Origin of the sequence: Pseudobutyrivibrio xylanivorans (assembly GCF_008935055.1) — a bacterium.
GTDB lineage: Bacteria > Bacillota > Clostridia > Lachnospirales > Lachnospiraceae > Pseudobutyrivibrio > Pseudobutyrivibrio xylanivorans_A.
In genome coordinates this window covers 522,104-535,128 of record NZ_CP043028.1, presented here as the reverse complement: position 1 = coordinate 535,128, position 13,025 = coordinate 522,104, and the positions used below count along the sequence as shown (strand labels likewise).

At 41.3% G+C, this 13,025-nt stretch carries 13 protein-coding genes; 12 read left to right on the top strand and 1 reads right to left on the bottom strand.

What is annotated here, in order from left to right; translation table 11 throughout:
• Window positions 1–109: 109 nt before the first annotated feature.
• From FXF36_RS02420 to FXF36_RS16720, 8 genes are all read left to right on the top strand, one after another.
• Window positions 110–460, top strand: coding sequence for a GntR family transcriptional regulator (locus FXF36_RS02420; protein WP_151622296.1), 351 nt, complete (start codon window positions 110–112; stop codon window positions 458–460).
• A 25-nt stretch (window positions 461–485) separates the two neighbouring features.
• Window positions 486–1,205, top strand: a complete 720-nt coding sequence (locus FXF36_RS02415) for an ABC transporter ATP-binding protein (RefSeq protein ID WP_151625624.1) — start codon at window positions 486–488, stop codon at window positions 1,203–1,205.
• Window positions 1,193–1,936, top strand: coding sequence for a hypothetical protein (locus tag FXF36_RS02410; RefSeq protein ID WP_151622295.1), 744 nt, complete (start codon window positions 1,193–1,195; stop codon window positions 1,934–1,936). Before FXF36_RS02415 ends, FXF36_RS02410 begins: the two co-directional genes overlap by 13 nt.
• A gap of 26 nt (window positions 1,937–1,962) precedes the next feature.
• Window positions 1,963–3,351 carry an efflux RND transporter periplasmic adaptor subunit gene (locus FXF36_RS02405; RefSeq protein WP_167511261.1) on the top strand — a complete coding sequence of 463 codons (1,389 nt, stop codon included), beginning with the start codon at window positions 1,963–1,965 and terminating at the stop codon, window positions 3,349–3,351.
• A 9-nt stretch (window positions 3,352–3,360) separates the two neighbouring features.
• Window positions 3,361–4,062 (top strand): ABC transporter ATP-binding protein, encoded by a 702-nt coding sequence (locus FXF36_RS02400; protein WP_317617419.1) that lies wholly within the window; start codon window positions 3,361–3,363, stop codon window positions 4,060–4,062.
• Window positions 4,063–5,370, top strand: a complete 1,308-nt coding sequence (locus tag FXF36_RS02395; RefSeq protein ID WP_151622293.1) for an ABC transporter permease — start codon at window positions 4,063–4,065, stop codon at window positions 5,368–5,370.
• Between the two features lie 219 nt (window positions 5,371–5,589).
• Window positions 5,590–6,684, top strand: coding sequence for an FIST C-terminal domain-containing protein (locus FXF36_RS02390; RefSeq protein WP_151622292.1), 1,095 nt, complete (start codon window positions 5,590–5,592; stop codon window positions 6,682–6,684).
• A 121-nt stretch (window positions 6,685–6,805) separates the two neighbouring features.
• Window positions 6,806–7,768, top strand: a complete 963-nt coding sequence (locus FXF36_RS16720; protein ID WP_167511260.1) for a methyl-accepting chemotaxis protein — start codon at window positions 6,806–6,808, stop codon at window positions 7,766–7,768.
• A gap of 116 nt (window positions 7,769–7,884) precedes the next feature.
• Here FXF36_RS16720 and mscL read toward each other — a convergent pair whose 3' ends face one another.
• Window positions 7,885–8,331 (bottom strand): large conductance mechanosensitive channel protein MscL, encoded by a 447-nt coding sequence (mscL, locus tag FXF36_RS02380; RefSeq protein WP_151622291.1) that lies wholly within the window; start codon window positions 8,329–8,331, stop codon window positions 7,885–7,887.
• A 209-nt stretch (window positions 8,332–8,540) separates the two neighbouring features.
• On the opposite strand from mscL, the gene FXF36_RS02375 reads away from it, so the two are divergent.
• The 4 genes from FXF36_RS02375 to FXF36_RS02360 all read left to right on the top strand — a co-directional run bounded on the left by FXF36_RS02375 (window position 8,541) and on the right by FXF36_RS02360 (window position 13,012).
• Window positions 8,541–9,800, top strand: coding sequence for an SseB family protein (locus FXF36_RS02375; RefSeq protein ID WP_151622290.1), 1,260 nt, complete (start codon window positions 8,541–8,543; stop codon window positions 9,798–9,800).
• Window positions 9,801–9,944: 144 nt separating this feature from the next.
• Window positions 9,945–11,273, top strand: coding sequence for an MFS transporter (locus FXF36_RS02370; RefSeq protein ID WP_151622289.1), 1,329 nt, complete (start codon window positions 9,945–9,947; stop codon window positions 11,271–11,273).
• A 9-nt stretch (window positions 11,274–11,282) separates the two neighbouring features.
• Complete coding sequence (locus tag FXF36_RS02365; protein ID WP_151622288.1) at window positions 11,283–12,020, top strand: glycerophosphodiester phosphodiesterase; 738 nt, start codon at window positions 11,283–11,285, stop codon at window positions 12,018–12,020.
• Window positions 12,021–12,043: 23 nt separating this feature from the next.
• Window positions 12,044–13,012: an alpha/beta fold hydrolase gene (locus FXF36_RS02360; protein ID WP_151622287.1), complete on the top strand. Its 969-nt coding sequence runs from the start codon at window positions 12,044–12,046 to the stop codon at window positions 13,010–13,012.
• The last annotated feature ends 13 nt before the right edge of the window (window positions 13,013–13,025 follow it).

Genomic DNA, 13,025 nt, shown 5'->3' with positions numbered 1-13,025 from the left:
TGTAGGCGTAACGAGGGTTTTTTACGTTTGGGTGGTTGACATACATATTGCAATAGTGTACTATATGCATAGTACACAAATACAGCGGTACACATGAGGAGTATAGACTATGCAGTATGATTCAAAAACACCCATTTATATGCAAGTAATCACTGCAATCAAGCTTGACATAATAAATGAGCGAATCAAGTGTGGTGAGAAGCTTCCTTCCAGCAGGGACTTGGCGGTAAAGTACACTATCAACCCAAACACTGCTGCCAGAGTATACCAGGAGCTGGAGCGAGAGGGAGTTTGCTACACCAAAAGAGGGATGGGCACATTTGTCACAGAGGATGCTGAAAGGATTCAGTCCTGCAGACATGAGATGGCCCAAAGTTGCCTGAACGATTTCCTTAAGCATATTTTTGAGCTTGGAATTTCAAAGGAAGAGGCAATCGATATGATTAACAAAACTGAATAAGGAAAAATGGAGAAAGGATTTGAAAATGTTAGAAAGCATTGATGTTACAAAAAAATATCGTGGAAAAACTGCGGTTGACGGTATTTCCATGAAGCTTGAGCCGGGACATATATATGCAATGCTTGGCCCAAACGGAAGTGGTAAAACTACTTGGATGAAGATGGCGGCAGCGCTTACAAAGCCTACATCAGGCAACATATACTTCGATGGGCAGCCAGTGGGGGTTGCTAGCAGAAGCAAAATCGCTTACATGTCTACAGAGCCATTCTTTTATGATTGGATGACAATTGAGGATGTGGGTAAGTATTATCAGGATTTCTTTGAGGATTTTTCTATGGGAAGATTCAAAGAAATGCTTAGTGAAATGGAGCTTGAGTCTAAGCAGAAGTGTAGAGAGCTTTCATCAGGTATGCTTGCAAAGCTAAAGGTTGCGGTTACCATGGCGAGAGATGCAGTGGTATATATGCTGGACGAACCTCTTAACGGAATCGATCTGCTTGCGAGAGATGCAGTTGTCAATGTAATTATCAGACATGCCGGAGAGGGCAAGATTATTTTGGTTTCCAGTCACCTTGTGGAAGAAATGGAATCATTTGTTGATCGTGCAGTTTTCGTTCATGCAGGAAAGCTTGTTGGAATTTATGATGTTGAGGAGCTGAGACAGGCTCAGGGTATTTCCCTTGCAGACAAATACAGGAAGGTTTATAGCAGCGTTGTTGGAGGTGAATTGTGGTGGGAAAACTAATTAAGTACGAGTTTAGAAAATCCTGGAAGATGATGGCATACGTTCTCGTAATCACAGCTATTTTCGAAGCAATGTTTTTACTAGGATGCGGAAGAAAGCTAGAAAATATGTTAGCAATATCTATTTCGGGTCTGACACTTACAGCTATTTGTGGAACCTTTGTAATAGGTATTTACAGTATTCACAAGTTGAGTAAAGATTTGAACACAAAACAGGGCTACATGCTTTTTATGACACCAAACAGCAGCTTCAAAATCCTTGGAGCCAAGGTTATCGAAAGCGCAGCTTCAATCCTTTTGGCAGGTCTATTTTTTGCTGTTCTTGCTATCCTTGATATTATGTTCCTTACAGTAAGATTCGAAGACCTTAGCGAAATACTCAGAGTGCTTACAATTATGTGGGGAAGCGATGGCCCAAGCATTGATTACATCGCATTTTTATCAAGTATGATGGATGTTACTACAGGCTGGATATTTGTTGTTACAGTTGGCTTTTTTGCTATTGTACTCTGCGCATCAGTTCTTAATGGCAAGAAGCACAATGGCCTTTTGAGCTTTATTATCTTTTTGGCAATCGCTATTTTTGTTGATGAACTCGGTGGTATTGTGACATCATCTGTACCTGCTTTTCCCACTCTTGAGTCAGTGCTTAGCATGGGATTCAGTTGGGTGATGATAATAGTAATGTATGTGGTTACAGCTTGGATTATGGATAATAAATTGTCTGTATAGCTGTGCAAATGGAGGATGAAATTTATATGGAAGCAGTGAAAAAGTTTTTTGGTAAGATTGGACATTTCTTGAAGAAGCACATTAAGCTGATTATCGTTTTGGTAATCGTTGCAGCAATTGCAATTTATGTGCGTTACAGCATGCAGAAGGCTAAGAGCCTTATGGAAGAGCAGGCAAACCAGCCTGTTACCACAACTGTGGAGCAGATGGATTTGCAGAAGTCAGTCAGCGTTACTGGAACTCTTACAGCAAAGGAATCTAAGAAGGTTACATCTACAATCGGCGGTACACTTACAGGCATCAAGGTAAAGAAGGTCAACTACGAGGTTGGCGATTACGTTGAGGCTGGAGAGGTAGTAGTTGAGTTCGACGGACAAGACTATGACAGAAAAATCACTGAGCTGAATATGCAGCACAACATTGAGAATAAAGAGTCTAATGTAAATATTGCTGATTTACAAAAAACTATCGATGACACTCAGAAGAACATCGATGAAAGAAAAGAATGGCTTGATAAATACAGAACTTATTATGAAGCTGTAAAACTCCACTTTGAAAATGGTCAAAAGGATCCATATTCTGGTGAGTCGGAAAAATATGAGGAGCAGAACCAGGTTATTCGTCAGCGTTATGGTTTTACGATGGAAGAATACGAGGCTAAAGAAAAGGAATTAGAGACTTGGGAAGATACAATCGATAATGCGAAGATGAAGATTGAGCTTGCACAGCTCAAGCAGCAGTATGCTCAGAACTACACACAGGTTGATGCAAAGGATGATGTATACGAGAGCAAGGATGCAACTCATGTATCAGCTCCAATTTCAGGTTATATCCTTACAATGAATGTTGAAGAGGGCAATAACTATGCTCAGGGAAATGTGGTATTTACCATAGCAGATACCAGTGAGTTCGTAGTAGAAGCAGAGGTTAATGAGTACGATATTGCAAATATTCAAAAGGGACAGCCTGCAAAGGTTAAGTTCGAGGCAACAGGAGATGAGTCCTTTGATGGCGAGGTTACATTTGCTTCACTTGCATCTGAAAGCATGATTTCTACAACACAGTCAGCTTCGGGTTCAAGCGTTGCTACCTACAAAGTAAAGATTAAGATGAATAAGGCAGATGAGCGCATGCGAGTTGGTATGACAGCAAAGGCCAGCGTAGTTATGGATTCAGTTAAGAATGTTCTTTGTGTTCCATACGATTGTATTCAGAAATCTGAAGATGATGACAGCCTCTTTGTTACAACTATCGATAAGGATGGCAACAAGAAAAATGTTCCAGTTACAAAGGGACTTGAGAGTGACTATTATGTTGAAATCAAGGGTAATGGACTTGAAAAGGGCACAACTGTTGAGGAAATTATGGCAGACGGCCCAAGTACTGATTTGATGGATTATGTATATTTCGATTAGGAGGTTTTTATGTCAGACAAAATGATGCTGGACCTTCGTGATATACATAAAAGCTTTTTCATTGGAACACCTAACGAATTTGAGGTGCTTCACGGACTGAATTTTTCGGTCAACGAAGGCGAATTTGTCTCAATTGTTGGACAGTCGGGTTCAGGTAAATCCACATTGATGAATATTATCGGTGCCTTGGACCGCCCTACATCTGGAGAATACACTCTTGATGGTATAGATATTGAGAAAGCGAAGGATGCTGAGCTTTCAGAGCTTAGAAACAGAAAAATAGGTTTCGTTTTTCAGACCTACAACCTTATTGCAAGGACAAGTGCTCTTAAAAATGTTGAACTTCCTATGATGTATGCAGGAATGGGGCGAGGTGAGCGAACTGAGCGCGCGAAGATGCTACTTGAGCAGGTGGAGATGAGCGATAGAATGATGCATAAGCCTGACGAGCTTTCAGGTGGTCAGAAGCAGCGTGTGGCAATAGCAAGAGCCATGGCAAATGACCCTGCAATCATTCTGGCAGATGAGCCTACAGGTGCTCTTGATTCTGCAACAGGTCGTCTTATCATGGATATTTTCCACAGGCTTCACGAGGAACAGGGCAAGACTATTATTTTGATTACCCACTCTCCAGAGCTTTCAAGTGAGACACAGCGAATCATCACCCTGAAGGACGGTCATATCATTGGTGAATCAAAGGGGGGCAGATAAATGTTATTTACAGAGAATGTCCTGGTAGCATTGGCAGGACTAAAAGCAAACATAATGCGTTCCCTGCTGACAATGCTTGGAATTATTATCGGTATCGCATCCGTAATTGCGATAATGACAGTTGGTAATTCAATTACCTTAATTGTAAATTCTACAATGCAGGATATGGGCGCCAACAATCTTCAGATGGGTGTCATGCAGAAATCACAGGATGAGGAGACAGACGATTCTGGTATGTCTTATGGTAGTGGTTACATCCGTGATATGACAGATGAGGATCTCATTACAAAGGATATGCTGAAAGCCTTTAAGGAAGAGTATAGCGACGATATTAAATATATCCTGCTCAGCGAGGGTGTTGGCAATTCAGGATATGGAGCTCCTACAGCCAAGGTTACAGAGGGAAGCAAGAGCGCTAACGTGCAAATTATAGGCTATAACAAGTCCTACATGGAATTTAACAACAAGGAAGTCCTTGCAGGTCGTGAATTCTTAAATCAGGATTATATCGAAGGTAAGAAGGTCTGCATGGTTTCTGATAAAATGGTTGAGCGTCTATATAAGGGTGACTTTGATAAGGCCCTTGGCCACGAAATAGAAATCACTCAGGGCAATGAATACTACACCTATTATGTGGTTGGTGTTTACAAATATGTAGCTGATTCCTTCTCATTTGGAGCCAGTGATAACCCTACAACAGAGGTTATGATACCTCTCGAGGCAGCGAGAATAGAGAATCATACACAGAATAAAGGTTATAATTTCCTCATGCTGGTTACCTCAGTAAACACTGATAATAATGAGTTTGCCACAACAGTTAGAGATTATTTTAATTCGCATTACTATGCAAGAAATGACGCTTATGAAATTGCAGTAATCAGCATGGCTTCAATGATGGACCAGATGAACACTATGATTGGAATGATTCAGCTGGCGCTTTCGGTAATCGCAGGAATTTCACTTGTAGTTGGTGGTATCGGTGTTATGAATATCATGCTTGTGTCAATCACTGAACGAACCAAGGAAATCGGTACCCGTAAGGCTCTTGGTGCTAAGAACAGTTCTATCAGACTGCAGTTCATCACTGAGTCGGTAGTAATTTGTGTCATTGGAGGTATCATTGGAATTTGCTTTGGTATCGCTCTTGGTATGGTCGCAGTCAAGCTTATGGGTTACGAGGCAGTTATCTCTGCATCAAGCATCGTAATCGCAGTAGGCTTCTCCATGGCCATCGGAATCTTCTTTGGATACTACCCAGCCAATAAGGCTGCCAAGCTCAATCCAATCGATGCGTTACGTTACGAGTAATTGAATACGTAGATATTGAATTAGCCCAGGAGTAGCTATCAAGCTCTTGGTGTTGCGCAAGGAGCCAATCTCGCGACGGTGCAATACCAAGGCTTGAGAGCGTAACTCGTGGGCCTTTTTTAAATTTTTGTGAAAAATCGGGTTTAATTACTCACTTGTGATATTATGATAATTACGATGAGTGTTTTTTGATGAGAGGATATAGATTAGGAGGGGTATATGCAAGTTTCTATTGGAGCATCTATGAAATCTGATGTTGAGGCTGCTGTAGCTGAAGTGTGCGCAAAAGCCGGCAACCCTAAGTTATTAGTTCTTTTGACATCATTTGACCATTTTGAGAAAGCATCAAAATTGGTATCTGAGAAATTCCCTGATGTACCTTTGATTGGTACAGGCACAATTTCATACTATGAAACGGATTCCTCAGATAAGAGAACACTTCTGATTGCGTTCGGACAGGATATTGAGGTAGAGGCTGGAATCATCAGACATCTTTCAAAGGCTCCTATGCTTGATATTCCTGCATTGGAGGAGAAGGTTTCAAAGATTTCCGCAGGGGATAGCAACACAATCTGCCTTGAGTTCTGCACTAATGATGAGGAGCGACTTGTGACCACCTTGAACGTTGCTCTTGAAAGAGCAAGAATTCCAATTGTTGGTGGTACAATTTTCGGCTACCCTGCAAACTATACTCCTAAGGCTCTTTTAAACGGAGAGCTTTATCCTGATGCATGCTGTTATGCGCTCATCAAGAATAAATCAGGAAAGATTAGAACATACTCTGAGAATATTTATGGACCTATGGCAGGAGCAAAGGTTCACATTGCTACTAAGGTTAATCTTGCAAATAAAGAGGTTATCACCCTGGATGGCAGACCAGCAGCAGATGTATATTGTCAGGATGCTGATGTCAGCCGCAATCAGCTTGTAGATAACGTTTTGACAAACCCATTGGGACGTGTTATCGGTGATCAGATTTTCATTACCAGCCCTTATGCAATCGGAAATAATGGTTCTCTGATTAACTATAAAAAGATTAATGAAAATGATTCTATTCAGGTAATGGAATTGAAGGATTATGATTCAATTCAGGCGGACACAAGACAGCATATCAGAAGTGAGAATGGAAAGATTTCCTTTATTTTCTCTATAAACTGTATCTATCGACACCTTCTGTTTTCTAATAAGGGATACTTAAACGAGTTAATTGGAAATATGAAATCGCTTGGTCCACACATCGGAATTGTTGGTGGTGGTGAGCAGTATAAGAAGCAGCACGTAAATCAGACTATGGTTTGTGCAGTGTTTGAATAATTATAAAAATTATTCAAGTTATTCAAAATATACTGTCTGCTTGCAGATTAAAATGTTGCTTTCCTTGGCAATATTTTGACCATTGTTTGAAGCATATAGGAAACTCTTGGAGGTATTGGGTATGGGATTTTTCGGAAGAAAGAAAGCTGCTGAGGAGAAAGTTGTTGAAGCTTCTCATGCACAGGAGAATAAAGTTGATTTAAAGAGCAGAATGAAGGCAATCAAAGAGGTTGGCCGTTTCTCAATTGAGCAGAAGAATAAGCTGCAGACAGAGGAGGCTAATACAATTTCTGGTATCGAGACAATCAGAGATTCGTTCTCAGTTGTTGAGGATAAATATTCCAACATTTCTGATTCTGTAAGCGGCTTCAAGGAGCAGTTCAGAACTATTGAAGAAATCACAAAAGCCTTTGATGACATTGTAAAGAAGCTGGTTGTAACAGCTGATGATTCCCACAATGGTATGGAGAAGGTTGACCAGAGTTCAGGTGCTGTTGCTGATACAATTAAAGAGGTTGAGGAAGTGTTTGAGGCCTTCCAGAAGAGCTTTGATGACATTCGTGAAAAGGTTGAGCAGATTGGTGGCTTCGCTAAACAGACAAACCTGCTGGCTCTTAATGCATCAATTGAGGCAGCCCGTGCAGGTGAAGCTGGACGTGGCTTCGCTGTTGTTGCTGACGAGGTAACAAATCTTTCAACCGAGATTCAGAGTGTGGTTGCTTCTATCTATGATAGTATGAAGGAATTGGATGAGAATAATAATCGTCTGGTAGAATCCGTTGGACATACAAAGGAAGCTATTGAGACTTCTCATGAACGTGTTGTGGAAACCCAGGAGGTTGTAGGTCAGATTAAGACTGTTGCTGATGAGGTTACTGAACAGAGTGAGCAGATGGCAATCGTATTTGAAAACTGCGAGTCATCAATCAATGATATCTCTGACAATATTTCAGATTCCCGCAGTTACTTTGACACTGTATCCAACGATATTGAGGACATCAAAGTCAAGATCACCCAAAAAGGCTTTATGTTTGAGGATATGAACCATGTGCTGGAGCAGATTGCACCGCTGACGGATATTTAAATAATGAAAAAAACTGAGCCATAGTAGCTTGATGCCTACTGTGGCTCTTGTTGTTTGTTTGAGAAAGCCGTAACTGCGGCTTTTATTTTTCAATATCCTCCTACGACAGCTATGAATTATAGCTGAGCTGTACAATGAGGACAGCGAGTAGCTTTGATATTAATCTTGCTGTAGCAGTATGGGCAATCCTTTTCGGTAGGTGCAGCTGCTTCGGCTTCTTCCTTATTTTTCTTTACGAGAGCAGTTGCTCTTTCAGTAGCACGGTTAAGACCTTTGATGATACAGAAAATTACAAGTGCTGTAATGAGGAAGTTAATGATTGCTGTAATGAAATTACCGTAGGTAAGTGTAGGAGCTAATTCGCCGCTACCAAGTGTAACCTTAAGCTCAGAAAAATCTGTGCCTCCAAATACACCAAGAATTGGTGTGAGGATATCCTCATTGAGTGATGTTACGATTGCTGTGAAAGCACCGCCGACGATAACACCGACTGCCATATCCATTACGTTTCCACGCATAATGAAATCTTTAAATTCTGATACAAATCCTTTTTTGTCGCTCATAATGACCTCCCTATTTGGTAAGAAACTATTAAAAATTTTTAACTTTTTTCATTATAGCAGTATCTATGCCAAACAAAAAGACCGACAGATAATTATTTTTGAGAAAAAAGAGACAGCGTGTAATAAATAAAAGGGCAGTGGTGTTTTTTTTCTGAGGCAAGTAGGCTATAATAAACCTACTATATTTAAACGAACTAGGAGAATTTGTTATGGGTTTATTTGACAAGAAGAAAAATGCGGACAACATCACTGTTGCGGACACTGATGTAACAGCAAATGTTGATGAAGGAAGAAGATTTTCCGTACTTATAGAGGGCGTTACATCAATGCTCGATGGTAATGGAAGTATCATTACTGGTCAGCTTTTTGGAAAGATTGTTAAGGGAGATAAGGTCTATGTTTGCATGGCGGCTGTGAAGCCTATCGAGTGTGAGGTTCAGGCTATCGAGGCAACTATCGATGGTCGCGGCACAATCGTAGATTCAGCTGAGGACACAACTGTTTCTCTTCAGCTTACACTTCCAGACGATGCAAATGTCAGAAAGTACGCTATCGTTACAAACATTCAGCCACAGGCACAGTTTAATCCAAAGGTTTCTGTTGAGAATCCAGAGCTTGCTGGAATTATCAACGGCATGGCAGCTCACGGCGACGACAATGTGTTCCATGCAGCAGTTGCTTACTGGGTAAGCCACGCTCGTTTCCTCACTCCAATCAAGATGGATACACCACCAGAGATTAATGAGCAGGGCGTTGCGGTTATCAAGAAGGACACAAAGATTGGCTTCTACATGCTCAAGTCTTCAATCAAGCTTGCAGGCACACCTGAGGGTAAGGACAACATGGTGCTTCCTCTTTTCACAGACTGGACAGCTCTTAAGCGTTGGGAAGGTCTTGCAAAGGATGGCGAGAGAATTCACACACAGATTCTTTCATTCCAGGATGTTTATGCTATGTTAAAGCGCGGTGATGCATATGCAGGTATCGCAATCAATCCTTTCAACAAAGTACCTTGCACATTGCCAATTCCATATCTTGATACAATCACAGGCACTGCAGGCTACAAGGCAGAGTTTGGTCCAAAGGAAGGCACACCAGGAAATGTTCAGGAACAGAAGATTCCAGCTGGGCAGAAGATTCTTCTTGGTGTTCCAAAGGAGTCAGAGGAGAATGCAGCTATTCGTGAGAAGCTCGTAGAGTACGGCAAGGCAACTGAGGAGATTAAGTCTATCAGCTTCCTCACAAAGATTGAGGAGGAGACAAAGAATGTACGTCACCTTGTTGTGCTTGAGTTCCCACAGGACTACAGCAAGGAAGACATGAAGGTGCACATGGAGGCTATTTATCAGCAGCTCAATCCTATTGCACACGAAATCACACAGATTGAGTACGCACTCAAGGGTGCCATTCCAGCCATCGACAATGTAGTAGAACAGCACCGCGACAAGATGCTTGTATACACAGAGTAAATAAGATTAATTTGAATTACTTGGCAGTTAGATGAGCCTGTAGCTATCAAGCTCTGATATTTCTCAAGCGAGACATGTAGTCGAGCGGAGAAATCATCAGGCTTGAGAGTGTAACAGGCGGACTATATTGGGGGGATATAGTTTATGAAATTTGATGTTAAGAAGACTGTGCAGATGGGCTTCGGTTTCCTAAGCATCTGCGCCTTTTGGCAAATGTACAACGCCATAATCCCTTTGGTGCTCACCAACACCTTTCATTTGAATGAGACGTTATCTGGTGTCATCATGGCTATGGATAATGTGCTGGCGTTGTTTTTACTTCCATTTTTTGGATCAATATCTGACAAATGCAAGAGTAAGATGGGGCGCCGCAAGCCTTTTTATCTGTATGGAACAATTGCGGCAGTTATTCTTATGCTGTTGCTTCCAATAGTGGATAATAGCTATTATGCAAATCCAACTCAGAGCAAAGAGATTCTGTTTATTGGAATTCTCGGTGCGCTTCTTGTTGCAATGGGAACCTACCGCAGCCCAACGGTTGCGCTGGTCGCAGATTGCACAATCAAGCCACTACGCTCCAGAGCAAACGCCATCATCAATCTAATGGGAGCTCTTGGCGGAATTCTTTATCTTGGAGTTGCTGCTGTTTTCTATCCAGCGTCCAAGACAAAGGACTTACCACACGTTAATTACATGTTGATTTTTGCAGTGGTGGCAGGCATTATGCTTGTTTCACTCTGTATTGTCATGACAAAAATAGACGAGATCTCTTTGAGTAAGCAGGTTGAAAATTATGAGCTTATTCATCCAGAGGAGAATCTTGCGGTAGAGGATGAATGCGGAAATGAGGTACTTCCAAAGGAAGTAAAGCGTTCCCTTACCTTTCTTTTGATTTCTGTTTCTCTTTGGTTTATCGCATACAACGGCATGGAGACCTGGTTCACAACCTATGCGGTCAGAATGTGGGGAATGGCGCTGGGAGAAGCGTCAGTTTGTATGCTTACAGCTTCAGCTGGTGCAATTGTATTTTTTATTCCATCAGGTATGATCGCTTCAAAGATTGGCAGGAAGACCACAATTCTCCTCGGCGTTGCCTGTATGGCTCTGAGCTTCCTTGGAGGATTTCTTGTTACATTGTTACACCCAAGCTTTTCTCCGGTGCTCTATGCACTTTTCGCAATGCTTGGAATGGGTTGGGCATTTATCAATGTAAATTCTCTTCCAATGGTTCTTGAAATGTGCAGGGAGTCTGACAGTGGAAAGTTCACAGGCTATTACTACACATTTTCAATGGCTGCTCAGATTGTTACACCGATTTTAGCTGGATGGCTTATGTCAAATATCAGCTATCTTATACTGTTTCCTTATGCAGCTTTTTTTGCAATAATAGCATTTATCACGATGACGTTTGTAAAGCATGGCGACACAGGATTCGAGGCGAAAAAGGGCCTTGAAGCTTTTGAAGATATGTGAGGTGAAAAGATGAATAGACCTTTGGTTTGGGCTCATAGAGGAGCAAGTGGATATCTTCCAGAGAATACTTTGCCTGCATTTGCCAAGGCAATTGAAATGGGCGCCGACGGAATTGAACTGGATGTTCACAAGACAAGGGATGGCCAGTTGGTAGTTATCCACGATGAGAAAATCGACAGAACCTCAAACGGCAAGGGAGATGTAAAGGATGCCACATTAGAGGAGCTTCGTCGATTCAACTACAACGTTACACATCCAGAGTGCGAGCATGCAGATATTCCAACGATGCGTGAGGTGTTTGAGCTTATCAAACCAACAAACCTCACTATCAATATCGAGCTTAAAAACGGTGTAGTTTTTTATGAGGGACTGGAAGAAGATATTCTTGCCATGACCAAGGAATATGGAATGGAGGATAGAGTTATTTATTCTTCATTTAATCATTACTCAATTATGAGAATCAAAGAATTGGATCCAGAAGCACATACCGGTTTCCTATATATGGATGGCACACTTAACATGCCTGAATATGGTAAGGAGCACGGTGTTGAAGCACTTCACCCAGCACTGTATAATGTTCAATATCCGAATTTTGTTGAGCGGGCTCACGAGCTTGGTTTGAAAATCAACACTTGGACAGTCAATTCAAGACAATACATGAGCTTGGCGTGTGATATGGGACTGGATGCAATTATCACAAATTATCCAGATGTAGCACTTGAAATAGTGAGAAGCAAGCAGGCGTAGACTTATTTTTCAAAGAGGCTATTATGAAATCAATTGAAGATTTAATTATTAAAGAACAGGATTTTGCTAATGATGTGAAGGGCAAAATCCTGCCTTTGCTTAAAGAGAAAACTAAAGATGGGTATATCGAAAATAAAAATGGGTTGAAGCTCCATTATCAGTTTCTGATAAATCCTCAGGAGAAGGCTTCAATCGTTATCTCTCATGGATACTGTGAGTTTATTCCGAAGTATACCGAGGTTATTTATTATTTCTATAATATGGGATATTCGGTATTTATTATGGAACACCAGGGACATGGATTCTCAGACAGACTAGTTACAGGCTATTCCAAGGTTTATGTGAAGCATTTTGAGGATTACGTTCAGGATTTCCATCTGTTCATTGAAAAAGTGGTTATTCCTGAAAGCCTGACAGAGCATCTTTATTTGTTTGCTCATTCCATGGGAGGAGGCATCGGGGCGCTTTATCTTGAGGAGCACCCAGAGATTTTTGAAAAGGCTGTTCTCACATCACCTATGATAAAGCTTAGTACGGGAACAATTTCCAATTTGGTAATTCGACTTGTTTGCGTAGTTTCGTATATCCCGTTTTTAGCGCAGAAATATTTGCCAGGTCATCACGATTATGATCATTCCTATAAATATCCACATTGCTCAACTATATCAAAGGCAAGATACAACTTTATCTTTGATGAGCGAGAGCGGGAGCCACATTATCGTTCAAACGGTGCCAGCCTGAGTTGGGCACGTGAGGCTTTTAATGTTTCTAAAAAAATTCTTAAAAACGCCCATTTGGTGAAAATACCTGTTATACTAATGCAAGCATCGTTAGATACACTGGTAATGCCTGAGGAGCAGGTTGAGTTTTGCAGGCGGGCTGCTAACTGTCAGCTGAGACGCTTTGAGGATTCGAAACATGAGATTTTCAATGCAAGCGACGACATCATTCAGGAGTATTACAGTGAGGTCTTCGAATTCTATGAGAAATAATTGTATAGAAGGG

Excerpts from the sequence above, each read along its gene's own strand:
- FXF36_RS02420 (WP_151622296.1), top strand. The coding sequence starts at position 110 with ATGCAGTATGATTCAAAAACACCCATTTATATGCAAGTAATCACTGCA.
- FXF36_RS02415 (WP_151625624.1), top strand. The coding sequence starts at position 486 with ATGTTAGAAAGCATTGATGTTACAAAAAAATATCGTGGAAAAACTGCG.
- FXF36_RS02405 (WP_167511261.1), top strand. The coding sequence starts at position 1,963 with ATGGAAGCAGTGAAAAAGTTTTTTGGTAAGATTGGACATTTCTTGAAG.
- FXF36_RS02400 (WP_317617419.1), top strand. The coding sequence starts at position 3,361 with ATGTCAGACAAAATGATGCTGGACCTTCGTGATATACATAAAAGCTTT.
- FXF36_RS02395 (WP_151622293.1), top strand. The coding sequence starts at position 4,063 with ATGTTATTTACAGAGAATGTCCTGGTAGCATTGGCAGGACTAAAAGCA.
- FXF36_RS02390 (WP_151622292.1), top strand. The coding sequence starts at position 5,590 with ATGCAAGTTTCTATTGGAGCATCTATGAAATCTGATGTTGAGGCTGCT.
- FXF36_RS16720 (WP_167511260.1), top strand. The coding sequence starts at position 6,806 with ATGGGATTTTTCGGAAGAAAGAAAGCTGCTGAGGAGAAAGTTGTTGAA.
- mscL (WP_151622291.1), bottom strand. The coding sequence starts at position 8,331 with ATGAGCGACAAAAAAGGATTTGTATCAGAATTTAAAGATTTCATTATG.
- FXF36_RS02375 (WP_151622290.1), top strand. The coding sequence starts at position 8,541 with ATGGGTTTATTTGACAAGAAGAAAAATGCGGACAACATCACTGTTGCG.
- FXF36_RS02370 (WP_151622289.1), top strand. The coding sequence starts at position 9,945 with ATGAAATTTGATGTTAAGAAGACTGTGCAGATGGGCTTCGGTTTCCTA.
- FXF36_RS02365 (WP_151622288.1), top strand. The coding sequence starts at position 11,283 with ATGAATAGACCTTTGGTTTGGGCTCATAGAGGAGCAAGTGGATATCTT.
- FXF36_RS02360 (WP_151622287.1), top strand. The coding sequence starts at position 12,044 with ATGAAATCAATTGAAGATTTAATTATTAAAGAACAGGATTTTGCTAAT.